Origin of the sequence: Vibrio sp. STUT-A11 (assembly GCF_026000435.1) — a bacterium.
Classification (GTDB): domain Bacteria; phylum Pseudomonadota; class Gammaproteobacteria; order Enterobacterales; family Vibrionaceae; genus Vibrio.
Window position 1 is genome coordinate 2,643,020 of the sequence record NZ_AP026763.1, and the last position, 21,081, is coordinate 2,664,100.

The 21,081-nt window shown below is 45.0% G+C and carries 22 protein-coding genes, 1 other RNA gene and 2 pseudogenes; 6 read left to right on the forward strand and 19 right to left on the reverse strand.

Annotated elements, in window-relative coordinates:
- Positions 1-150: 150 nt before the first annotated feature.
- From OO774_RS12415 to OO774_RS12435, 5 genes are all read right to left on the reverse strand, one after another.
- A complete protein-coding gene (locus tag OO774_RS12415) occupies positions 151-1,710 on the reverse strand; it encodes an AbgT family transporter (protein ID WP_264902964.1) in 1,560 nt (519 codons plus the stop codon).
- A gap of 299 nt (positions 1,711-2,009) precedes the next feature.
- Complete coding sequence (locus tag OO774_RS12420; RefSeq protein WP_264902965.1) at positions 2,010-2,420, reverse strand: prepilin-type N-terminal cleavage/methylation domain-containing protein; 411 nt, start codon at positions 2,418-2,420, stop codon at positions 2,010-2,012.
- The gene (locus OO774_RS12425; protein ID WP_264902966.1) at positions 2,410-3,723 is read right to left on the reverse strand and encodes a hypothetical protein; all 1,314 of its coding nucleotides are present in this window, start codon (positions 3,721-3,723) and stop codon (positions 2,410-2,412) included. Before OO774_RS12425 ends, OO774_RS12420 begins: the two co-directional genes overlap by 11 nt.
- Positions 3,720-4,337 carry a prepilin-type N-terminal cleavage/methylation domain-containing protein gene (locus OO774_RS12430; RefSeq protein WP_264902967.1) on the reverse strand — a complete coding sequence of 206 codons (618 nt, stop codon included), beginning with the start codon at positions 4,335-4,337 and terminating at the stop codon, positions 3,720-3,722. The genes OO774_RS12425 and OO774_RS12430 overlap by 4 nt, the downstream gene beginning before the upstream one ends.
- Complete coding sequence (locus tag OO774_RS12435; protein ID WP_264902968.1) at positions 4,318-4,827, reverse strand: GspH/FimT family pseudopilin; 510 nt, start codon at positions 4,825-4,827, stop codon at positions 4,318-4,320. Before OO774_RS12435 ends, OO774_RS12430 begins: the two co-directional genes overlap by 20 nt.
- Before the next feature lie 103 nt (positions 4,828-4,930).
- On the opposite strand from OO774_RS12435, the gene OO774_RS12440 reads away from it, so the two are divergent.
- On the forward strand, positions 4,931-5,365 hold the full coding sequence (locus tag OO774_RS12440) for a type IV pilin protein (RefSeq protein ID WP_264902969.1): 435 nt from the start codon (positions 4,931-4,933) through the stop codon (positions 5,363-5,365).
- A gap of 66 nt (positions 5,366-5,431) precedes the next feature.
- On the opposite strand, the gene dnaJ is transcribed toward OO774_RS12440, so the two are convergent.
- The 4 genes from dnaJ to grpE form a co-directional block, all read right to left on the reverse strand.
- Positions 5,432-6,583 carry a molecular chaperone DnaJ gene (gene dnaJ / locus OO774_RS12445; protein WP_264902970.1) on the reverse strand — a complete coding sequence of 384 codons (1,152 nt, stop codon included), beginning with the start codon at positions 6,581-6,583 and terminating at the stop codon, positions 5,432-5,434.
- A gap of 217 nt (positions 6,584-6,800) precedes the next feature.
- Positions 6,801-8,714: a molecular chaperone DnaK gene (gene dnaK / locus OO774_RS12450; RefSeq protein ID WP_264902971.1), complete on the reverse strand. Its 1,914-nt coding sequence runs from the start codon at positions 8,712-8,714 to the stop codon at positions 6,801-6,803.
- A gap of 351 nt (positions 8,715-9,065) precedes the next feature.
- The gene (locus OO774_RS12455; RefSeq protein WP_264906124.1) at positions 9,066-9,236 is read right to left on the reverse strand and encodes a hypothetical protein; all 171 of its coding nucleotides are present in this window, start codon (positions 9,234-9,236) and stop codon (positions 9,066-9,068) included.
- A 31-nt stretch (positions 9,237-9,267) separates the two neighbouring features.
- Complete coding sequence (gene grpE, locus OO774_RS12460) at positions 9,268-9,864, reverse strand: nucleotide exchange factor GrpE (protein WP_264902972.1); 597 nt, start codon at positions 9,862-9,864, stop codon at positions 9,268-9,270.
- Positions 9,865-10,009: 145 nt separating this feature from the next.
- On the opposite strand from grpE, the gene nadK reads away from it, so the two are divergent.
- The 3 genes from nadK to bamE all read left to right on the forward strand — a co-directional run bounded on the left by nadK (position 10,010) and on the right by bamE (position 13,458).
- Entirely contained in the window at positions 10,010-10,894 is an 885-nt protein-coding gene (gene nadK / locus OO774_RS12465; RefSeq protein WP_264902973.1) for an NAD(+) kinase, read from the forward strand.
- A gap of 296 nt (positions 10,895-11,190) precedes the next feature.
- On the forward strand, positions 11,191-12,855 hold the full coding sequence (recN, locus tag OO774_RS12470; protein WP_264902974.1) for a DNA repair protein RecN: 1,665 nt from the start codon (positions 11,191-11,193) through the stop codon (positions 12,853-12,855).
- A gap of 243 nt (positions 12,856-13,098) precedes the next feature.
- Positions 13,099-13,458 (forward strand): outer membrane protein assembly factor BamE, encoded by a 360-nt coding sequence (bamE, locus tag OO774_RS12475; protein ID WP_264902975.1) that lies wholly within the window; start codon positions 13,099-13,101, stop codon positions 13,456-13,458.
- A gap of 60 nt (positions 13,459-13,518) precedes the next feature.
- On the opposite strand, the gene OO774_RS12480 is transcribed toward bamE, so the two are convergent.
- Together OO774_RS12480 and OO774_RS12485 are read right to left on the reverse strand one after the other, a co-directional pair.
- Positions 13,519-13,872 (reverse strand): RnfH family protein, encoded by a 354-nt coding sequence (locus OO774_RS12480; RefSeq protein WP_264902976.1) that lies wholly within the window; start codon positions 13,870-13,872, stop codon positions 13,519-13,521.
- Positions 13,869-14,303 (reverse strand): SRPBCC family protein, encoded by a 435-nt coding sequence (locus OO774_RS12485; RefSeq protein ID WP_264902977.1) that lies wholly within the window; start codon positions 14,301-14,303, stop codon positions 13,869-13,871. Before OO774_RS12485 ends, OO774_RS12480 begins: the two co-directional genes overlap by 4 nt.
- Positions 14,304-14,421: 118 nt before the next feature.
- Here OO774_RS12485 and smpB point away from each other — a divergent pair, with 118 nt between their 5' ends.
- Complete coding sequence (smpB, locus tag OO774_RS12490) at positions 14,422-14,907, forward strand: SsrA-binding protein SmpB (protein ID WP_264902978.1); 486 nt, start codon at positions 14,422-14,424, stop codon at positions 14,905-14,907.
- A gap of 67 nt (positions 14,908-14,974) precedes the next feature.
- Positions 14,975-15,342, forward strand: a transfer-messenger RNA (tmRNA) gene (ssrA, locus tag OO774_RS12495).
- A 354-nt stretch (positions 15,343-15,696) separates the two neighbouring features.
- Here ssrA and OO774_RS12500 read toward each other — a convergent pair.
- The 8 genes and pseudogenes from OO774_RS12500 to OO774_RS12535 form a co-directional block, all read right to left on the reverse strand.
- A complete protein-coding gene (locus OO774_RS12500; protein WP_264902979.1) occupies positions 15,697-16,551 on the reverse strand; it encodes a tagatose bisphosphate family class II aldolase in 855 nt (284 codons plus the stop codon).
- Positions 16,542-16,742, reverse strand: a pseudogene (locus OO774_RS12505) (amidohydrolase family protein); the annotation flags it as partial. The gene OO774_RS12500 and the pseudogene OO774_RS12505, both read right to left, overlap by 10 nt.
- A 46-nt stretch (positions 16,743-16,788) precedes the next feature.
- Positions 16,789-17,229 carry a PTS galactosamine/N-acetylgalactosamine transporter subunit IIA gene (gene agaF, locus OO774_RS12510; RefSeq protein ID WP_264902980.1) on the reverse strand — a complete coding sequence of 147 codons (441 nt, stop codon included), beginning with the start codon at positions 17,227-17,229 and terminating at the stop codon, positions 16,789-16,791.
- A 58-nt stretch (positions 17,230-17,287) separates the two neighbouring features.
- Positions 17,288-18,178 carry a PTS N-acetylgalactosamine transporter subunit IID gene (agaE, locus tag OO774_RS12515; protein WP_264902981.1) on the reverse strand — a complete coding sequence of 297 codons (891 nt, stop codon included), beginning with the start codon at positions 18,176-18,178 and terminating at the stop codon, positions 17,288-17,290.
- Positions 18,168-18,947 carry a PTS N-acetylgalactosamine transporter subunit IIC gene (agaW, locus tag OO774_RS12520; protein ID WP_264902982.1) on the reverse strand — a complete coding sequence of 260 codons (780 nt, stop codon included), beginning with the start codon at positions 18,945-18,947 and terminating at the stop codon, positions 18,168-18,170. The genes agaE and agaW overlap by 11 nt, the downstream gene beginning before the upstream one ends.
- A gap of 18 nt (positions 18,948-18,965) precedes the next feature.
- A complete protein-coding gene (agaV, locus tag OO774_RS12525) occupies positions 18,966-19,439 on the reverse strand; it encodes a PTS N-acetylgalactosamine transporter subunit IIB (protein ID WP_264902983.1) in 474 nt (157 codons plus the stop codon).
- A 12-nt stretch (positions 19,440-19,451) separates the two neighbouring features.
- Complete coding sequence (locus OO774_RS12530) at positions 19,452-20,615, reverse strand: SIS domain-containing protein (RefSeq protein WP_264902984.1); 1,164 nt, start codon at positions 20,613-20,615, stop codon at positions 19,452-19,454.
- A pseudogene (locus OO774_RS12535) lies at positions 20,612-20,752 on the reverse strand (tagatose-bisphosphate aldolase); the annotation flags it as partial. The pseudogene OO774_RS12535 and the gene OO774_RS12530, both read right to left, overlap by 4 nt.
- Between the last annotated feature and the right edge of the window lie 329 nt (positions 20,753-21,081).

A 21,081-nucleotide genomic window follows, 5' to 3' on the forward strand; every position in this document is an offset into this window, starting at 1 on the left:
CCAGATTAGTGAATGTACGACGGGCCAATATTACCACTAACTTTCGACACGCTACAGCCACGTTAGAAATTACCGATGTCTTCCCTAAAAGAAACAACAAAAAAAGCGCAGACCTTACGATCTGCGCTTTCAGATTTAAGCGGTTACGACTTACATGGTGTAAGTGTATGGCGCCTGGATACCTAGAGGGATACCAATCATCCAGTAAACAACGAGGAAGATTGACCAACCGATCAGCATAGCGATCGAGAATGGCATCATCAGTGATGCAAGCGTACCAATACCTGTCGACTTCACGTAACGTTGACAGTACACCACGACTAGCGGGAAAAATACCATCAGAGGTGAAATGATGTTCGATACAGAATCACCGACACGGTATGCCGCCTGAGACAACTCAGGAGAGATACCAACCGCCATTAGCATAGGAACCAGAATTGGACCGATTAGTGCCCATTTCGCAGAAGCAGAACCAATAAGCAGGTTTACAGAAGCCGTTAGCAGAATCATACCAATGATGGTTGCTTCACCAGGAAGGTTCATTGCTTTAAGGCCTTCAGCTCCATACAGCGCTAGCATAGTACCAATATTTGACTGAGCAAAAGCAGACAAGAATTGAGCACAGAAGAAAGACATAACGATGTAAGCACCCATCGTCGACATGGTGTCTGCCATCGCCTTAATAATGTCGTTGCTTGATTTGAATGTGCCAGAAACTTTACCGTATACGTAACCAGGGATGATAAACAGAATGAAGATCAATGGAACGATCGACTTCATGATTGGTGCTGAGAATGCAGTGATTTCGCCTTCAGGTGAGCGCAATGCAGAGTTCTCTGGAATTAACGCCACAACAAGCAATGCAATACCAGCCAGCATCGACCAACCCGCATAGCGGAATGCTTTTGACTCAATTTCAGAAAACGAACCTAGGTCCGGAGCTTCTTCTGCATCTTCGTCTACTGGAGTTTTAGCCAAACGTGGTTCGATAATTTTCTCAGTAACATACCAACCGATAGCCACAATTATGACTGATGAGATACCAGTAAAGAAGATGTTCGCTAATGGGTTAACAACATATTCTGGATCAAGAACCTGTGCTGCCGTTTGTGTGAAACCAGCCAGTAGTGGATCGATACCAGAAGGAATAAAGTTTGCTGAAAAACCACCTGATACACCTGCGAACGCTGCCGCGATACCAGCTAGAGGATGACGACCAGCCGCATGGAAAATAATCCCCCCCAGAGGGATAACCAGAACGTAACCAGCGTCTGCTGCGGTGTGCGAGACAATCGCAACCAAAATAAGCATTGGCGTAAGAAGCTTCGCAGGCGTAAAGCTCAGCATCTTCTTAAGACCCGTGGTGATAAAGCCAGAAGAGTCAGCAACACCCACGCCTAACATCGCCACTAGTACGATGCCTAGCGGTGCAAATCCAGTGAATGTCGTCACCATATTTGCAAGAAAACTCGCTAGTGCATCACCAGTTAGAAGGTTTTTAACCGCCAAAGCTTCGCCGGTTCGGGGGTTTACAAGATCGAAAGAGACATTCGATAAAAGTGCGGATGCCGCCCAGGTAATGACCAGAGCCCAAAAGAACAAAATCGCAGGATCAGGAATTTTATTACCTGCACGCTCAATAAAGTTTAGAAAGCGATCCATCCCACTCGGCTTAGAAGATGGCGCCTTATTAATTGCTTGGTTACTCATGGTAACTCCATAATGAATGATGTTGGTGCTATGGCCTTTTGGAATAATTTATTGCGGCCTGTTTTCAGCCAAGTATTCTAGTTAAAACCAAGATAAAAAGTACAAGATGCTAGGATTTTTTCATATTTGGAGACACATTTTGCAAAAACAGCAATCACATGAAACATAATAAAAACAGCAGCACATCATTCACGTTAACAGTCCTAAAACCCTACATTAACTGATGGATATAAAGCCGAAAAGGACGTAGGAAAAAGGTGACAATGCTTTTAAATGCGATAGTGACGCACTGGAAATAGCTATTTATCAAATTCGCTATAACGAGAAATCATCGTTTTCAACTGAACAGACTGGGTCTGTCCCACCCTGTCTTCCCAGCTTGAAGTAATAATAATGGTCTTGAGCGAACCCGAGACGGTTGCGGGTGGTATCTGCCATTGAAGGCTGTAAGCCCCTGAAGTTGAAGAGCCAGTAGCGATAGAATCGAAATCGGCGATGGGCATTGCAGGAACGGCAGAAGATGCACCACGGGTGCGAAACCATTCGAGTTTGTTTTCGGCCAGACGAAGAGCCTCGAGACTTTGAATCGCATAGTCCGATTCGCGCTCTAAGTACACATTTAGCCTTGTTAAACCTAATGCTCCTACTCCGAGAAGAAGAAAAGCAATCAAGACTTCGAGTAAACTAAATCCTTGCTGTTTAGAGATCATTCCAGGAGCCCTTCTTCCAAACTACCTTTTTAAGTTTTTTGAGTGGTTCATTTATTACGTCGCGATTGTACTTAAATGATAGTGAAGCGTTAAAAAGAGCGAAAGTGCCAGGTGCATCCATTACAAAACCTCCTAGAGGGTTGAACGAGCCATGTTGGAAGTAGCCGACTCTTTCCTTTGTCATTGGTACGGTAGCAGCTAGTGTAGAAATCACCCCATTTAAATCTTTATGGTTCTCAAGTTTATCCCAACCGGTAAAGTCCGGAATAACCCCCTTCGGATCGGCGTATAGAGGGGAAATAAAGTGATAGAGCATGCCAGTAAAGTCATGAGTACCTCTTGTAGATAAAATCCCGTCTTGAACGACTAAAATAATGCCACTACCACTTAAGTGTTTATCAATAGCAGATTTGATGCTAGAAAAGCCCGCCGTATTTATTTCACATCCACCGTAGACCCAAACCAGATCTTTACCGGCTTTAATGTTGTCTACGATATTTTCTGCACACTTGTCGTTGAAACTAGGCTTTGGTAAATCTTTCTCAGAGTCCAAAGTAGCAGGGTTTAATGAGAGTGGCACATAACCAAACAGCGAGTTGTCAGACATCACATCAAACCATTCGCTTCGTGGAACATCAAATACATCCTTAAAAGGATCCATGCTTGAAGACTGTCGATAGTCATCTTCAGAGTTAGCAACACTCTTTGCCCAACTATAATGAGTTGATGCACATTTTTGTAATTGTCCAGCGGGGCTATCAGGAAAATTTGCGTAAGGTTTTTTGGATATTTCATAGGGGTGAACTGTGCTTACGTTTGTAGCATAGAAATAATTGGAGTAGAGAACCGACGTGCATTCCCATAAATTATTGCCAAGACTTTTTCCGGGATCCGCAGAGCTCCTATAAGAGCCATTAATAACAAGATCAGAAGTGGACTTGATGGCTCCGGCCCCACCAATTGCAGGGAGTTTGATGGTTTTTCGTAGCCTTGCGTTTTCTAACTCAGAAGTAACGACACTAAACTCTCCAGCAGAAAAAGCTAAGTCATTGAGTTGCATAGCAATTATACAGTCATCTACCGTGGTAGGTATCTGTTTCTCTAGCTTAGCTTTAGAAAATGCACATTCCAGCCCACCCTCAGCTTTCCAATGCGCCTGACGAGCTCTTAACTCATTCTGAGCAACTTTGATTTGGAAAAAAATACCTTTTGATGATGCAAGAACCACAATTAAAGCAAGCAGCAAAAGAATGGAAGTCACCAGCAGTGCGACATAGCCTGATTGATTAGACTTAAAATTCATTGCCAGTTCCTTTGCTTAATTGAGACTGTTTCCACTTTACTAACAGAGCCATCAACCGTTTGTAAACCTAACTGCACCTCGGTTAATGCACTTGTCGTTTTTCCATTCGTAACGGTTTCTGAACCCACTGAAAATTGCGTGACCTGGAAAATATCCTCATCAAATAAAGAGCGACAAAAATCTATGCCATCAAAAGTTAATATCTGAGCTTGTGAAACCACACCTTTTTCACATATTAAAAGTCGAGTATCGCGCTTCTCATACTTAATATTTCGATAGTCTTTGTTAGCCGGAGAGCCTTTTTTGAAATAAACAAAACCAATAGAAGAAGCGCCGCTTAACGTTATTGTATTTATAGAGCCAGATACCTTAAGCGAATTACCGTTTCCACCATCGTAGCCAGCACGTTGAATATCTTCTTTCATCATTGCAAAAGTAAGGTTAATCCCCTGTAGGAGATGTAATTCCAAACTTTTCTCTCTTGCTGTTTTTTGCAAGCTAAGAAAGACCGAGCCAATCACACCTAATAGAATTAAACCAATTAAAGAACTGATCATGAGCTCGATTAAAGAGCTGCCTCTTTGATAGCGCAGACTAACACTCTGGGTAGTCATATAATTTTGCTCCCGATATACTGCAAACTTTAATACGGCCAGGAGGGTTAGAAAGTTTGATTTTCAGTTTAGAATTCTTATTGTTAGTTGAAAGAAACTCTATACTCCCAGAGTTCGGGCGTCCTCTTACTGCTTCAAAGCTTATATATTTCGCGTCATAGTTGTGATTTATAGACAACTCTGAATAAGGTGAACCGGATAAATGTAATATGCTCTTTCCGCCAGAAACGGAGGAATCCGTCAAGTTAAGTGACCAATTTCCATTATCAATAGTGTTATCTTTATCCATCGAAAAATGCACGTACAACTTTGTATTTCTCATCACCGCTTCTGACCTACTTTGATTCAGAAATCCAAACAGTTCTGTTGCAAGGCCTTGCATTTGTACGGTTTGAGAAACACGGTTAAAACTTGGTGCCGCAACGGCCAATAAAATACTCAGCACCGATACCGTAATAAGTAGCTCCAACAACGTAAACCCGCGAGGCATTTCCCAAATTCCTATGCAAACATCTAGTCAACTGTAATTCATCTTGCACAGATGCTATCACCTGCGAAAAATAGGCGGAAAAGTAAAAAGGGAACGACTCGGAATGATTCGGATATATCGTTGTAACAGCTACAAAATAAGATTAAGCGGGATGACATTGATCGAATTACTGATAGTAGTCGTGATTGTCGGAATCATTGCGGCGATGGTCTATCCCTCTTATACGAATTATGTCATTAAGTCGCACCGGACCGTGGCGCTAAGCGATATCAGCCGTATCCAACTCGCGTTAGAAACCTCTTATGATGATGGGTATGACTGGAGTTCTATTATTTCGGGAGGCAATTGCTCGATATGTGATTCTGAAAACGATCGCTTTACTTTTTCCATCGTGAGTTCCGCAACCACGGCTTATACCATTACTGCAACAGCAAAATCCGATCTTGGCCAAGATGGGGACAGGTGCTTCCCCTCAGGAGTCAATGCACTCAAACTCACCGCAACCAATGTTGAATCGCCAAGCGCATGTTGGAACTGATAGTCGTTAAAAACGAAAAAGGCCTGCATCTCTGCAAGCCTTTGTCATCTTCAATTTTTGGTCGCTTTAGCTCGTCAGATCATCGAAGAACTTTTTAACGCCATTGAAGAAACCTTCTGACTTAGGCTTGTGTTTTGTCGCCGCTTCGCCACCACAAGATTCTTCAAACTCTTTCAACAACTCTTTCTGACGTGAACTTAGGTTAACCGGAGTTTCTACCACCAACTTCACGATCAGATCACCGATACCGCCACCGCGAACACCTTTCACACCTTTACCACGCATACGGAACATACGACCAGTTTGCGTTTCTGATGGCACTTTTAGGCTGACTCGACCATCTAATGTTGGTACTTCTACTTCACCACCTAGTGCTGCCATTGCAAAACTTACTGGTACTTCACAATATAGATTGTTGCCGTCACGCTCAAAAATATGGTGGTCTTTTACGTGTACCTGAACATATAGGTCACCTGCTGGTGCGCCCATTTCTCCCGCTTCACCTTCGCCAGACAGACGAATGCGGTCGCCAGTATCCACACCGGCAGGGATCTTAACGTTAAGTGTTTTAGTTTTCTGTTTGCGGCCCTGACCATGACACTCGTTACAAGGGTCTTTGATGATCTTACCTTTACCATGACAGGTTGGACAAGTTTGCTGAACCGCGAAGAAACCTTGACGCATTTGTACTTGACCGTGGCCATGACAAGTACCACAGGTTTCAGCTGACGTGCCTTTTTTCGCGCCGCTACCATCACAAGTTTCACAGTGAACCAGTGTTGGAACTTCGATTTCTTTTGTTACACCGCGAACCGCTTCTTCTAGAGTCAGTTCCATGTTGTAACGGAGGTCAGCACCACGTTGTGCACGATGACCACCACCGCCACCACGACGGCCGCCACCAAAGATATCACCGAATACGTCACCAAAAATGTCGCCGAAATCAGCACCGCCGCCGCCAAAGCCGCCGCCACCGAAACCACCGCCGCCTTGTTCAAAAGCAGCATGACCGTACTGATCGTACGCTGCTTTCTTCTGAGGGTCAGTGAGAACTTCATACGCTTCTTTTACTTCTTTAAACTTATCCGCAGCAGAATCATCACCCTGGTTACGGTCCGGGTGGAATTTCATAGCAAGGCGCTTGTACGCCTTTTTGATATCACGTTCTGATGCATCACGGCTTACGCCTAATACTTCGTAAAAATCACGTTTTGACATGTTCTTCGTCACCAATGTAGTACTGCAAACGGCCGCTGCCGCTTGGTGTTAATATCGTTTTAGGTAAAAGCTTTCTTTGAAAAGCGCTTAGCTAGAAAGACTGGGCTATTTACAAACATGCGGGCGTTAGAGTCACCTCAAACGCCCGCAAAGATTCCAATAAGTGTTTCCAACCGGGTAATTTTCTACCGAAGTATCAAATTACCCTAATGTTGAATTACTTCTTATCGTCTTTAACTTCTTCGAACTCTGCGTCTACAACATCGTCTTGTGCAGACTGTTGTTGAGCGCCAGCTTCAGCACCTTGTTGTGCTTGAGCTTGTTGCTGAGCGATTTCCATCAGTTTTTGAGCAGCCGTCATCAGCGCTTGAACTTTAGCGTCGATTGCTTCTTTATCTTCGCCTTTACGCGCTTCTTCTAGCTCAGAAATTGCAGCTTCAATCTTCTCTTTCTCTTCAGCTGGAAGTGCTTCACCCGCTTCTTCCACTTGCTTACGAGTACCGTGAATCATTTGGTCTGCTTGGTTACGTGCGGTAGCTAGCTCTTCGAACTTCTTGTCCGCTTCTTTGTTAGCTTCTGCTTCTTGAACCATTTTCTCGATTTCTTCGTCGTTTAGACCGCCAGAAGCTTGGATAGTGATTTTCTGCTCTTTACCAGTCTGCTTATCTTTCGCTGATACGTGAAGGATACCGTCCGCATCAAGGTCGAAAGTTACTTCGATTTGTGGCATGCCACGTGGTGCAGGCTGGATGCCTTCTAGGTTGAATTGACCTAGAGACTTGTTGTACATCGCTTGCTTACGCTCACCTTGCAGAACGTGGATAGTTACCGCGCTCTGGTTGTCTTCTGCTGTAGAGAAAACTTGGTTCGCTTTAGTTGGGATCGTTGTATTCTTCTCAACCAGCTTAGTCATTACGCCACCCATTGTCTCGATACCTAGAGACAGTGGAGTTACGTCTAGAAGCAGTACGTCTTTAACATCACCAGCAAGTACACCACCTTGAACTGCAGCACCCATTGCTACTGCTTCATCTGGGTTTACGTCACGGCGAGCTTCTTTACCAAAGAACTCAGCGACTTTAGCTTGAACCATTGGCATACGAGTCTGACCACCTACTAGGATTACGTCAGTGATGTCGTTTACTGATAGGTCAGCGTCAGCTAGAGCCACTTTTAGTGGGTCTAAAGAACGTTGTACTAGGTCTTCAACTAGAGATTCTAGTTTTGCACGAGTCACTTTGATGTTCATGTGCTTAGGACCAGTTGCATCCGCAGTAACGTAAGGTAGGTTTACGTCAGTTTGAGAAGTAGAAGAAAGCTCGATTTTCGCTTTTTCTGCTGCTTCTTTAACACGCTGCATTGCTAGTGGATCGTTCTTAAGGTTGATGCCTTGCTCTTTGTTGAACTCGTCAACTAAGTAGTTGATCAGACGGTTATCAAAGTCTTCACCACCTAGGTGAGTGTCACCGTTAGTTGCTAGAACTTCGAACGTTTTCTCGCCTTCAACTTCATCGATTTCGATGATTGAGATATCGAATGTACCACCACCAAGGTCGTATACTGCGATAGTGCGGTCACCGCCTTTCTTATCAAGACCGTAAGCTAGCGCAGCTGCCGTTGGTTCGTTGATAATACGTTTAACTTCTAGACCTGCGATACGGCCAGCATCTTTCGTTGCTTGACGCTGAGCATCGTTAAAGTAAGCAGGTACTGTAATAACTGCGCCAGTGACTTCCTCACCTAGGAAGTCTTCAGCAGTTTTCTTCATTTTCTTAAGTACTTCAGCAGAAACCTGAGGAGCCGCCATTTTTTGGCCTTTCGCTTCTACCCAAGCGTCACCGTTGTCAGCCTTAACAATTTTGTAAGGCATGATTTCGATGTCACGCTGAACTTCTTCGTCTTCAAAACGACGACCGATTAGACGCTTAATAGCAAATAGCGTGTTTTCAGGGTTAGTTACTGCTTGACGTTTTGCTGGCTGACCTACTAGTGTCTCACCGTCAGTGTAAGCAATAACCGATGCAGTAGTACGTTCACCCTCTGCGTTTTCAATTACACGAGGTTTGTCGCCGTCTAATACAGCAACGCATGAGTTAGTAGTACCTAAGTCAATACCAATGATTTTACCCATCTGGCTATCTCCGAATAAATTCTATTTTCGTTTGGTTATAACCCCAATGTGGGGGGAGGAGAATCGGGTTTCAACCCTTGCTCACAAACAAAAATAATCAATGTTTGCTTCTCTATGCCACATAGATAAGGGCGGCAAAATGCTTTTCAAGGGCAGAATTAAAAAAAAGCGTTTTTTTTCTGATTTAATCGCTTTCTTTATGATTAGTTGGGATTAGGTCACACCGTTGTCGTCCAATAAAGCACCACTAGCCGATAAAATCGACGCTCAGGGTCCTAAAAACAACAAAGCGAGCCGTGATAGCCCGCTTTCATCTTTATTAAGTAAAGCAATGAAGATTAAGTAAAGTTATTAAACATATGCCTGAGCAGGTTCTGCATCAACACTTTCTTCTTTGCCAATCTCACCTTCTGTTTTAGCAACAATAGTATTCACTGCTGTATCACCGACTACATTAGACGAGGTAGAGCGATAAATGCGGTTTGACGAATAAAAAATGCCCGTCACCAATGTGACGGGCATTTGAAAATGATTTATTTCAGCGGTGTAAAGCTTACTTAGCAACCATAACCATTGCAGGACGAACAACGCGGCCGTTTAGTTCGTAGCCTTTTTGCATAACAAACATAACCGTGTTTGATTCGTGATCCGGACTTTCTTGGATAGACATTGCCTGATGCAGTTCAGGGTTGAATGCCTCACCTTCTGGATTGATTTCCTTCAAACCAAATTTAGCAACCACATCAACGAAGGTTTTGTGAGTCAGTTCCACACCTTCAAGGACTGGCTTAATGACTTCATTTTCCGTATCAGCAGCCTGTATCGCACGCTCTAAGTTGTCAATCACAGGAAGCAGTTCTTCTGCAAACTTGTTAAGAGCGTATTTACGAGCTTTATCGATCTCTTGCTCAGTACGACGACGCATATTTTCTACGTCAGCTTTTGCTCGCAGAACCGCGTCTTGCTGATCTTTCACTTTTGTCTCGCTAGACAGTAGCGCTGCTTCTAGTTGAGCAATTTTGGCGTCTTTCTCATCACCAATTTCTTCAAGCTCCACTTCAGCTTCTTGAGCTGCTGCTTCGACTTTCTCAGCCTCTTCGATGATTTGATCAAGCTCTTCTTCTGTAACTTTATTTTCTTCGTTGCTCATGATATCTCCAGAATTCAACGTAATGCTCTTCAAGCCATGCGTTTTTTGCGGGCTTTAATCACATAAAAATTCGCATATTTAGGTAACTTGCCATTATTATGGGGATGAAGATTCCTGATTCAAGCCTCTTTAATGCGGAAATGCTATGAAAAATCCATGTAACGTGATCGCGATAATCGGTAAACCAAGAGATCAACAAGCTATTCAAACTCATTGGGAGTTGTACCAATGGCTGACCTCAGAAGGTTACCAAGTCTTTATTGACGATCGTCTTACTGCAATTTTAGACGAGATCCCGCCACAGCAGTTTGCGAGCTTAGTCGAGCTAGGACAAAATGCAGACCTAGCGATTGTGGTCGGTGGTGATGGTAATATGCTCGGAGCCGCTCGAATTTTATCTCGTTTTGACGTTCCCGTAATTGGTGTCAACAGAGGTAACTTAGGCTTTCTGACGGATTTAAACCCAGACGATTTCCAAGCCGCTCTTAAAGCGGTGCTTGCCGGTGAGTATATTGAAGAAGAGCGTTTCCTACTTGAAGCGGAAGTGCATCGCCATGGTCAAATTAAAAGTCACAACGCCGCTTTAAACGAAGCCGTACTCCACCCTGGCCAAATCGCCCATATGATTGAATTTGAAGTGTATATCGACGAAACCTTCGCTTTTTCACTGCGTGCAGATGGCCTGATCATATCGACTCCGACAGGTTCAACCGCTTATTCGCTTTCTGGTGGTGGTCCAATTCTTTCTCCAAGTTTAAACGCAGTTTCTTTAGTGCCAATGTTCCCGCATACACTTTCCAGCCGCCCCTTGGTCGTCGATGGAAAACGCCGAATAAAACTGATTGTTTCTCCCGAGAATCGCGGTACACAAGAAGTGAGTTGTGATGGACAAGTTTCATTGCCGGTATCTCCAGGCGACGAGATCCACATTTACCAGAGCCCAAACGTCCTTAAGCTTATCCATCCAAAGGATTACAGCTACTACCACGTTCTGAGAAACAAATTAGGCTGGTCAAGTAAGCTCTTTTAACCCTTATTTTTCTATTTACAAACGCAGGTATACACATACCTGCGCTTTAATCTCTGTCGTTAGAAAGCATCAAAACCTCCCAATCATCATCGCCTACCTTCTCTAATCCTTTGACTTTAGGTGTCCGTAACTCTTTCAATTTAAATAAGTCATTACCTATCACCGACTCACTTTTCCTAATCCATCACAAAAAACCATTTCGGCCGCAAAAATTTTCACACTCACCTTTACTGTATGAACAAACAGTATATACTGTTTTCTTATACAGTATTGTTCAGTTATACAGGTAAATAAAAATGCTGGCTCATCTAAGTGTTAATAACTTTGCGATTGTTAAGTCTCTGCAACTCGAGCTGTCTAAGGGCATGACCACCATTACCGGTGAGACAGGCGCGGGTAAATCTATCGCTATTGATGCTCTCGGACTCTGCTTAGGAGGACGAGCAGATGCAGGTATGGTGCGACAAGGCGAAGAAAAAACCGAAGTGAGTGCGGCTTTCTTACTGGATAACAACCTACATGCAACGCGTTGGCTAGAAGACAATGACCTGCTCGATGGCAGTGAGTGTATTTTGCGTCGTATCATTACTAAAGAAGGCCGTTCAAGAGCCTTCATCAATGGCAGCCCGGTACCACTTTCACAACTCAAATCTCTCGGCCAGCTTCTGATTAATATTCATGGTCAGCATGCTCATCATCAGTTGATGAAAAGTGATCATCAAATGGCCATGCTGGATCAATATGCGGGTCACCTGAATCTACTAAAAAGTACTCGAAGTGCCTATCAGCACTGGCGTCAGGCTGACAATAACCTCAAGCAACTAAAAGAAAATAGCCAGCAGAATCAGGCACAAAAACAGTTGCTTGAATACCAAATCAAAGAACTGAATGAGTTATCGCTAGGTGAAGAAGAATTTGCAGAACTCGAACAAGAGCACAAACGGCTGTCCAATAGCGGTGAGCTCGCCGCTACCTGTCAGCAAGCCATCGAACTTATTTACGAAGGTGAAGAAGTCAATGCGCTTGGTATTTTGCAATCGGCCAATCACTCCCTGATTCAATTAGCTGAATTAGACGAAAAATTAGCAGAACTTCCCAATATGCTGGCAGAAGCCATGATTCAACTGGAAGAAACCAAAAACGAACTTCGCAGTTACCTTGACGGCATTGATGTCGATCCGGGTCGCATGGCTTATGTCGAAGAACGTTTTTCCAAAGTGATGTCTATGGCGCGTAAGCATCACGTGATGCCCGAAGAACTTTATCAGCACCATCAGGATCTTTTGGCTCAAATAGAAGCCTTAGATTGTTCTGACGAAAGACTGGATGAACTTGCACAGGAAGTGGAGCAAAAGTACCAAAGCTTCTTAAACTCAGCGGAAAAATTACATAAATCGCGTAGTCGTTACGCAAAGGAACTGAATAAACTGATAAGCCAAAGCATGCATGAATTAAGCATGGAAAAAGCCGTGTTCAGTATCGAAGTCAATAACGACAATACTCACCCTTCTCCATTGGGTATGGACAGCGTTTGCTTCCTGGTTTCAACAAACCCGGGTCAGCCACTACAGCCAATTGCGAAAGTCGCATCCGGAGGTGAGCTATCACGCATATCGTTAGCGATTCAGGTAATTACCGCTCAGAAAGTCGATACTCCAAGCCTTATCTTCGATGAAGTTGATGTAGGTATCAGTGGCCCAACCGCAGCCGTAGTCGGTAAAATGCTACGTAAGTTGGGAGAGTCGACTCAAGTAATGTGTGTCACTCACCTTCCTCAAGTCGCGGGTTGTGGACATCAGCAAATGTTTGTCGCCAAACAGACCAAAAAAGGGCAAACAGAAACCCAGATGCACGCTCTGGATGAACAACAACGTGTGGCAGAGTTAGCCCGACTGCTAGGTGGTAGCCAGATCACCGACTCGACCCTTGCAAACGCCAAAGAGCTACTTATTGCCGCTTAAAAAGCGTAACAAGAGCCATGGAAAAATACTCATGGCTTTTTGTTTTCCACTCAATTTTCACTACGTTTTGCTCTTTCGTTCAAATTAGTTGTCTAAATGAACACAACTGAATACCTGCCAATAAATGCAACTCAACTCAAAATTCGTTGTCAGATTCCCTACCATACGACGCATAGCTTTTTACATCTGCGTCGAGCTTGTTTATTATCAGCGCAGTATTTTAAAGGTTAGTAAGAAATTATTATGCAATTAAAGAAGTGGTTAGTTGCCGTACCGTTAGCAATGACATTGCTTACAGGATGTTCGGTAGTAGAAAAACTGGTTTATCGCATTGATATCAACCAAGGCAACTATGTAGAACAAAGTGCGGTAGATAAATTAAAGTTTGGGATGACTAAAGCACAAGTTCGCTTCGTACTTGGCTCACCAATGCTTATCGAAAACGGTTATCCAAACACATGGTATTACATATACCACCACACTCCGGGCCATGGTGATCCTGTTCAAAAAGACCTAGTCGTAAACTTTGATGATCAGGGTACACTCGCAGACATTAGCGGTGACTTCCCGAAAAGTGATGCATTTTACGAGCAAATTCAGTAACAAACCTTTATTAAAAAAAACCTCCCGATGGGAGGTTTTTAAATGATTGGTAATTAAAAATCAGTCACTTTTACGTAAAGTGTTCGGCTTACCACCTGTAACCGGAACAGCATTACCCGCCGCTTTGGCTTGCTCAGCCCGTTTACGTCGAATCTCTTTAGGGTCAGCAAGTAATGGGCGATAAATCTCTATTCTGTCTCTATCGCGCACTGTCGCATCCAACTTCACATTACGGCTGAACACACCCACTTTATTCTTCGACAAATCAATTTCTGGATACAATTCAAGTACACCAGATTTACGAATGATCTCTTCTACCGTTTCATGTTTATTGACGACTAAATTGAATACACGTTGCTCATGCGGTAAAGCGTAAATGACCTCAACATGGATCATATCTGATTCAATACTCATAACACGTATACCTGTTTCGCGCGTTTTGTAAAAGCATTGACCATGTTACTGGTTAACTCGTTGAAAATCTTACCAAAGGCCATTTCAATCATTTTGCTTGAGAATTCAAACTCAAGTTTAAGCTCAACCTTACATGCTTGCTCATCCAGAGCAGTAAAAAACCAGCCACCACGTAACGTCTTAAAAGGACCGTCAACCAAGTTCATCATAATAGACTGACCAGGAATAAGTTCATTAGACGTGGTAAAGGTTTTACTGATGCCGGCTTTCGCAACATCAACAGAAGCCACCATACCATCGCCAGAAGCATCAATGATTCTGGAACCTGAGCAACCCGGTAGAAACTCTGGGTATTTAGCAACATCATTAACCAGATCAAACATCTGCTCTGCACTAAACGACACCAACGCAGAACGGCTGATTTGCTTCATACTTACTCCTATCGATACATGTTCTGATGAAAAGCGAGAGCCAATTTTACTTTTATTCCGCGATTGCGCAAATAAAAGGATTTCCTAACCGATATCCAAGTCGTATAATGACGCCATTATGGCAAAGAAAAAATCAAAACAAAAAGCGGGTAGTAACACTATCGCGCTGAACAAAAAAGCTCGCCACGAATATTTTATCGAAGATGAAATCGAAGCTGGCATGGAGCTCCAAGGTTGGGAAGTGAAAGCCCTTCGCCAAGGTAAAGCCAATATTTCTGAAAGTTACGTATTCATGCGTGACGGTGAAGCCTTTGTGAGTGGCATGACAATCACTCCTTTGAATCAGGCATCGACACACGTAGTGGCGAACCCTACTCGTGTGCGTAAACTACTCATGAGTCGTCGTGAACTTGATAACCTGCTCGGACGTGTGAACCGCGAAGGTATGACGTTAACGGCACTCTCTCTGTACTGGTCTCGCTCTTGGGTGAAACTAAAAATCGGCGTAGCAAAAGGTAAAAAGCTGCACGATAAACGTACGGATCTAAAAGAAAAAGATTGGGCAAGAGAAAAAGCACGCGTAATGAAGAGTGCGCTGCGTTAATCTTGACCACTTAAACGCATAGTACTGGACAGCCAATGCTTTTCTGTTACTATGCGAACAATACCTTGGGGCTGATTTAGGATTCGACGGGAATTCAGAAGTCTGAGGTGCATGCCGAGGTGCGGTAGGCCTCGTTAACAAACCGCAAAAAAATAGTCGCAAACGACGAAAACTACGCACTAGCAGCTTAATAACCTGCTCAGAGCCTCTTTGCCCTAGCTTCCGCTTGTAAGACGGGGAATTACAAAGAGTCAAACCCAAACTAGCTAGCCCGGATTCTCCCGCCTGAGAGATGAACGGCGAATTATAATTCAGGATAGTCATTCATTAGCGTGTCGGTTCGCAGGTGGGTGGTGAATTTAAAGATCGACTAAGCATGTAGTACCAATGATGAAAGGTTTTCGGACGCGGGTTCAACTCCCGCCAGCTCCACCAAACGTTTGGAAAAGGCCACCTTCGGGTGGCCTTTTTTGTATCTAAATCCTCAAAAATTCAATTGTTTAACTCACTTCTCTGTCTTGTTCTGTCTCATTTCTGCTCACGTTTTTAGCACAAGGGATAAAACAGATGGCTACCGTGAGTCAGTTGGATTTGCAATCTACATTAGTTTTTTATCGAAGTAGATGGTGGCCTTTTTACACTATCTAGATCTTCTGCTTGCTCTGCCAACGGCTTCTTAAACTTGGAGATTTCAGCGGCTCGAGCTTTTCCCTCTAGGTGGCAATGGTGTCGTTCTTAACTGCCCCCATATCATCGACAAGGAAAGTGCGTTGAATACACTGAAGGTCATCATAGTCTTCCTTCACTTCCACACATATAAATCTTATCCATCACGACCTGTTTCATTGCTGCCTTACCCGGTGTGATGTATTTACGAGGGTCGTTAGCATCTGGGTTCTCAGAGAAATGTTGTTTAACGGCATTCGAAAACGCGATTTTCAGCTCTGTCGCCACATTCACTTTGCATACACCCAGGTCAATACAACGACGCACCATTTCATCCGGTACGCCTGATGCACCGTGCAATACTAATGGAATATCCACCACTGCACGGATCTGCTCTAGTCGAGCAAAATCCAGTTTAGGTTCTGCTTTGTATAGGCCGTGCGCGGTACCAATCGCTACAGCTAATGAATCGATACCAGTGCGACGTACGAACTCAGCCGCAGAGGCAGGATCTGTCATTAAAGCGTCCGCACTATCGACGATCAGATCATCTTCCTGGCCACCAAGACGGCCGAGCTCGGCTTCAACACTGGCGTCGTATCGGCTGCAGTATTCGACCACCGAGCGAACGATGTCGATGTTCTGTTCGAACGCATAGTGAGAACCGTCAATCATAACTGAGCGGATACCGTGTTCGACTTTATTGCGAATGTCTTGCAGGTCTTCATGGTGGTCAAGGTGCAGCACTAATGGGATCGAGTGTTTGTGCGCTGCTTCTTTACAAATGCTGACTAGGTAGTCGATGCCAGCGTAGTCGTACGTTCCCGGTGTGCCAGCCAAGATGACTGGTGAACCTAATTCAGAGGCGGTTTCGACGATGACTTGCACTGTCTCAAGGTTATGGACATTAAATGCTGGTACAGCGTAGCCGCCATGTTGAGCAAGTTTAAGCATTTCACGAGAAGAAATTAGATACATAAAGCCTCCTGACTGGATACTGCGTCGCGATCGAATACTAGGCGTCCGTTAACCCAAGTCTTTGCAATTGAGAAATCTGAGTGAACCGCCACCATGGAAGTACTTTTGCCAACTTCCAGAGTGTCGAGTTGATGTTGTAAATTGAGTGATTGCGCGGGAGTCAAAGAAGCCATCAACCACGCTTGTTCTAGCCAATGCTCGCCATGCAACACTGTTTGGGCTTGATAGCGTTGAGTATCAGATACCATCATGTTCTTCCGCTGTGGTTACTTGGTCTTTCAACGCCATTTCAGCGGCAAGTGAGGTAATGCCGCGATGACCACATTCAATTGCTTGGTCACGAAATTCGATAAGCTTGAGCTCGTCACGTTCTAACAACATTTCGGCGGTCATTTGTAGATTGGTGCCTGTTACGACCTGAATATCATCGCGCTGTTGGCTGAGCAGCGATGCGGTACGAAAAGGCGTGCCGCCGAGCAAGTCAGTGAGAAAAACAATACCTTCTCCGGAGTCTAGCTCGTGGATCGCTTGGCGCATCTGCGCTTCTAGTTGCTGCGTGGTGGATGCTTCAGGAAAGTCTAACGCGATGAATTGTTGTTGTTCGCCAATCACTTGGTGAATCGCTTTCTCAATGCCCGATGCAAACCCACCGTGACCAGAAAGAATAACTGCAATCATGTTTCTGTCCTTACAGGGGCTGACTTAACAGCCCCAATACTGCATGTGGAAATAAGCGTTATAGGAAGCCCATAAAGCGACCAGCAACACCAAGAACAACCGTAATACCGATAAGCTTGAGAGGGCTCCAACCACGTTTAACAAGGGCATACATCGTAAGGGTGTATACCAGTGGCAGAAACGCTGGCATCAACTTATCGATTACATCGCCCTGCAGTTTCACCACGGCGTCGCCTGCGGTAATTTCAGCGGTTGTTGACAGGCGTACGTAAGTCGCAACCAATGCCCCAATTACCGTCATACCGACCATAGAGGCCGCATGTCCAACTTTCTTGGTGTTGGCTTTGATGACAGGGATCGCAGCAACCCCCATACGGTAGGCATAGTGAGCAAGACCAAAGCGCAAACCAAAGTGCACCACGTTAAACAATACGAAGAAGAACACCGCCCCCATGATGGAGCCTTGCAGCGCCAAGTCCGCACCGATACCACCACAAATCGGCAATAGCGTTAGCCAGAACATGGCGTCGCCGATACCGCCCATTGGCGCACCTACGGCGATCTTAGTGCTTTGAATACTGTTGATGTTTTGCTTTGAGCGCTCCATCGCCAGTACGATGCCCATCACGAACGTCACCAAAAATGGGTGGGTATTGAAGAACCCCATATGGCCTTGCATCGCTTTGGACAGGTCAGCCTTATTGGTGTGGATCTTTTTCAGAGCTGGGAGCAGACCGTATAACCAACCCGATGCCTGCATACGTTCGTAGTTGAAAGACGCTTGTAACAACAGCGAGCGCCACGCCATACGGTTGATGTCGGCTTTGGTTAACTCAGCACCAATCTCTTTATTCTCGTACTCGTCAGGAGACACCCCAGGTGCAGGTTGCACATCAGCAGTTTGGCCACGGAGGTCGAGTTCGTTACTTACACTTACATTAGATTCCATCTTCAAAGTCCTCTACTGATGCTGTCATTGCTGGGGTTGGTTCTGATTTGCGCATAAAGTCGATGATCGCCATTGCGGTGGCTGCAGCGGCAATCGCTAGGATTGGTAGTTGTATCCACGCCGCTGCGACAAAACCAAGAATGAAATAAGGGATGTAAGCGTTCTTCATCATGATTTTCATCAGCACTGCAAAACCAATCGCTGGCATGATGCCACCGGCGACGCCTAAGCCGTCGATGAGGTCTTTGGGCAGAACTTCCACGATTTTTCCAGCATGCTCTGCACCTAGGTAGATAGGTAAGAATGCGCATAAAAAGTAGAACGCCCCTAGTACTGCAAGCGCCATATAGTTAACACGTTCGATACCGTCAGTGTCGGCAGCTTGCGCGTACTCATCACACTTAGACATCACCGCTGACATCGCTGAGAAGAGTAGCGTAATACCCATCTGAACCGCGACAGCGAATGGCACCGCGACACCAACCGCGACATTTGGCTCTACTTTGGTTGTGATGGCGAAGGCTGTGCCGACGATCGTACCGATGATGACATTTGGCGGTTGCGCACCCGCTAGAGGGGCGAGACCCATCCAGATCAGCTCTAGAGTACCGCCGACCAAAATACCGGTTTGTAAGTCGCCTAAAATGAGGCCGACGAGAGGGCCGAGTACAACCGGACGGTGGAAGTGGGTGAGACCGTTAAATAAATCTAGGCCGGCCAAGAAGGCTAAAATGCCGAGCATCAACGCCTGAAATAGTCCTATTTCCATAATTGGTGTCCTTAATATTTAGATAAGAGTAAAGAGGTCTGTTGCGCTTTCAGTGGGCACACCTTGGATAGTGCAGGTCACTCCACGCGCTTTTAATTGTGCAAATTCCGCCAGGTCTACAGCATCCACTGAAACCGTTTTGGAGATTTGTTTTTTTCCTTCCACGTAGTGCATGTTACCTACGTTGATATTGCTAATTGGTACGCCACCTTCCACCAATTGACGGAAGTCTTTGGGCGTGCGGCATACCAACAGAATGCGTTGACGTTCAGCGGCTTTATGAATGGTGTCGATGGTTTTTTTCACCGTCCAAAAGCGGATTGCGATACCGTCGGCGAGCACCATTTCCATCAGGTTTTGCTGAATGGAATCTTCAGCCACCTCGTCGTTAACGACGACGATAATGTTGGCGTTGGCAAAACCTACCCATTGCACACCTACTTGTCCGTGAACAAGGCGCTCATCAATGCGACTTAAAACGATATTTGGCATGGTTTATTCCTTTTAAAATGAGTAATTGAATGGGTAGATGGTGACACCCTGCACCACACGGTTAACTTCACCTGTCGGGCACGGGTTGTCCGGCCCCAATCCCAATTGGAGAGATTTTTCAAACGCTAACATTTGGCAGAACAGAATGAATGGGAAGCAGAGCCATTGGTCACTTAAACCAAACTGGCCAAGTTCAAAAACAGCGTCTTCACTCATAGCAAATTCGCTGATCGCCACATGTGCGAGCGTTTGGTTGTCACGACGAATCTCGTGAAACAGATCCAAATCGTACTGACGGGTGTAGCTGTCACTGGAAAGCAGTTGAATCACGAGTGCCTGCTCGTTGATGGAGAACTTAGGCCCATGGCGGAAACCCAAAGAAGAATCGAAGGTTGTCATCACCTTGCCAGCACTCAGCTCCAATGATTTCAGAGAGGCTTCACGGGCAAGCCCTGCAAAACCACCGCAGCCCAGGACCACTAAGCGCTGGTAAGGCAGAGTCGCAAGGGATTTGATGCTTGCTTGCCATTGCTCCAGTTTAACTTCGCAAAGTGCGGCAGTGACGTCGATTTGGCGTTGCCATTGCTGCGGTTCTCCCCCACCAAGCAGCAGCAACGTCGACATCAACATGCAGCTGAAGCTGGAAGTCATGGCAAAACTCTTATCGTTTGAGCCTTCAGGCATCAGAAGACAGTAAGCATTTTTGGCGTTTTCAGCGTAGCGGGAGAGTTCGCCGTTGCCGTTACAGGTCAACAATAGGTGGTAGCAATCTTCGACCAGTTGATCGGCCAGTGCGACGGCGGCAACACTCTCAGGGCTGTTACCCGAACGAGCGCAGGACACCAAAAGCGTTGGGCGACTAGGGTCTAAATACTGTGCTGGATTCGATACCAAATCGGTGGTCGGAATCGACTCTACCTGAAAGCGTAACCCCGCTTGTATAAAGGGCGCAGCGGCGTCTCCAACAAAGGCCGATGTGCCTGCGCCAGTCAGGATAATGCGCAGATCTTCGCGAGCGAGTAATGGGTCAATGAATGCGCTTAACTGGTCGTAACCTTGTTCAAGAATTGTCGCGAGAGCACGCCATAAACGAGGTTGGTGGCAGATTTCTTGCGCGGTGTGAATACCTTTATACTGCTCTAACCAAGAGCGTTCGTAGCCTAAAAAAGCAGTCATTGAATTGCCTCCCTCTGCCCCGCTGCGTTGGAATAACAGGCTGTGGAATACACCTCTGTGACTTCCATGATCATGTGCATCACAATTTCAGCGGACAGATTTTGAATTTTATGTTGAGAGATAGCCTTAGCTTGATTGGTATTAAAACAGGTGTCAGAAAGCGAAGTTTAAAGCGAGTTCACATTCGCTTGCCTTTCGGTTTAAGTGGAAAAAGTCTTTCGTTTGGAAGGAAGTGAAAGGTAAAACTTTGACTCAAAAACTCATACTCAGTGCCGAAATCGAGGTAAATAAAGGCTGTCAATATTTCACAATGAAAGTTGCAAACAAGTAGTTGAAAAAGAAAGGGTTTCGAAATGCAAGCTGCGTGATTTCACAGTTTTTATATCAGGGTAAATTATTCATTGAATGAATGGGGGATTAGAAGGTTGGATATTGAATCGATAAATGACGAAGTTGTCACTCTAAA

Excerpts from the sequence above, each read along its gene's own strand:
- OO774_RS12480 (WP_264902976.1), bottom strand. The coding sequence starts at position 13,872 with ATGAGTATTGAATCAGATATGATCCATGTTGAGGTCATTTACGCTTTA.
- agaW (WP_264902982.1), bottom strand. The coding sequence starts at position 18,947 with ATGGAAATAGGACTATTTCAGGCGTTGATGCTCGGCATTTTAGCCTTC.
- OO774_RS12455 (WP_264906124.1), bottom strand. The coding sequence starts at position 9,236 with ATGCCCGTCACATTGGTGACGGGCATTTTTTATTCGTCAAACCGCATT.
- bamE (WP_264902975.1), top strand. The coding sequence starts at position 13,099 with ATGCAATTAAAGAAGTGGTTAGTTGCCGTACCGTTAGCAATGACATTG.
- OO774_RS12420 (WP_264902965.1), bottom strand. The coding sequence starts at position 2,420 with ATGATCTCTAAACAGCAAGGATTTAGTTTACTCGAAGTCTTGATTGCT.
- OO774_RS12430 (WP_264902967.1), bottom strand. The coding sequence starts at position 4,337 with ATGACTACCCAGAGTGTTAGTCTGCGCTATCAAAGAGGCAGCTCTTTA.
- agaE (WP_264902981.1), bottom strand. The coding sequence starts at position 18,178 with ATGGAATCTAATGTAAGTGTAAGTAACGAACTCGACCTCCGTGGCCAA.
- recN (WP_264902974.1), top strand. The coding sequence starts at position 11,191 with ATGCTGGCTCATCTAAGTGTTAATAACTTTGCGATTGTTAAGTCTCTG.
- agaF (WP_264902980.1), bottom strand. The coding sequence starts at position 17,229 with ATGATTGCAGTTATTCTTTCTGGTCACGGTGGGTTTGCATCGGGCATT.
- OO774_RS12440 (WP_264902969.1), top strand. The coding sequence starts at position 4,931 with ATGATTCGGATATATCGTTGTAACAGCTACAAAATAAGATTAAGCGGG.
- nadK (WP_264902973.1), top strand. The coding sequence starts at position 10,010 with ATGAAAAATCCATGTAACGTGATCGCGATAATCGGTAAACCAAGAGAT.
- OO774_RS12500 (WP_264902979.1), bottom strand. The coding sequence starts at position 16,551 with ATGTATCTAATTTCTTCTCGTGAAATGCTTAAACTTGCTCAACATGGC.
- dnaJ (WP_264902970.1), bottom strand. The coding sequence starts at position 6,583 with ATGTCAAAACGTGATTTTTACGAAGTATTAGGCGTAAGCCGTGATGCA.
- OO774_RS12415 (WP_264902964.1), bottom strand. The coding sequence starts at position 1,710 with ATGAGTAACCAAGCAATTAATAAGGCGCCATCTTCTAAGCCGAGTGGG.
- grpE (WP_264902972.1), bottom strand. The coding sequence starts at position 9,864 with ATGAGCAACGAAGAAAATAAAGTTACAGAAGAAGAGCTTGATCAAATC.
- agaV (WP_264902983.1), bottom strand. The coding sequence starts at position 19,439 with ATGCCAAATATCGTTTTAAGTCGCATTGATGAGCGCCTTGTTCACGGA.
- smpB (WP_264902978.1), top strand. The coding sequence starts at position 14,422 with ATGGCAAAGAAAAAATCAAAACAAAAAGCGGGTAGTAACACTATCGCG.
- dnaK (WP_264902971.1), bottom strand. The coding sequence starts at position 8,714 with ATGGGTAAAATCATTGGTATTGACTTAGGTACTACTAACTCATGCGTT.
- OO774_RS12425 (WP_264902966.1), bottom strand. The coding sequence starts at position 3,723 with ATGAATTTTAAGTCTAATCAATCAGGCTATGTCGCACTGCTGGTGACT.
- OO774_RS12530 (WP_264902984.1), bottom strand. The coding sequence starts at position 20,615 with ATGACTGCTTTTTTAGGCTACGAACGCTCTTGGTTAGAGCAGTATAAA.
- OO774_RS12485 (WP_264902977.1), bottom strand. The coding sequence starts at position 14,303 with ATGAAGCAAATCAGCCGTTCTGCGTTGGTGTCGTTTAGTGCAGAGCAG.
- OO774_RS12435 (WP_264902968.1), bottom strand. The coding sequence starts at position 4,827 with ATGCCTCGCGGGTTTACGTTGTTGGAGCTACTTATTACGGTATCGGTG.